The 381-nt window shown below is 62.5% G+C and carries 1 protein-coding gene; it reads left to right on the top strand.

What is annotated here, in order from left to right:
- The coding region (locus QCE73_RS33990) for a CheR family methyltransferase (protein ID WP_309885335.1) at positions 1–381 on the top strand (381 nt) is incomplete at both ends.

The raw sequence follows: 381 nt of genomic DNA, 5'->3' as shown, positions 1-381 counted from the left end.
TCGATCAAGGTATGGGTCGCGGGATGCAGCAGCGGCGAGGAGCTGTGGTCGCTCGCGGTGCTGTTCGCCGAGGAACGGCTCGCCGAGCGCACCGTGTTCTACGCGACCGACATCAACGCGGAAGCCTTGCGTATAGCGGAAAACGGCATCTATTCGCTGGATCGCATGGCGGGGTTCAGCCAGAACTACCTCGCGGCGGGTGGCAAGCGTTCGCTCTCCGACTACTATCACGCGGCCTATGGCGCGGCGAAATTCTCGCAGACGCTCAAGTCGCGTGTGGTGTTCGCGGACCACAGCCTCGCCACGGACAGCGTGTTTCTAGAAGCGCATCTCGTCTCGTGCCGCAACGTGCTGATCTATTTCGACCGCGCGTTGCAGGAC

The sequence above is a fragment of the Caballeronia sp. LZ029 genome, from assembly GCF_031451275.1.
Lineage (GTDB): Bacteria > Pseudomonadota > Gammaproteobacteria > Burkholderiales > Burkholderiaceae > Caballeronia > Caballeronia jiangsuensis.
The sequence above is the reverse complement of the archived record's forward strand: the minus strand, read 5'-3'. Positions and strand labels throughout refer to the sequence as shown.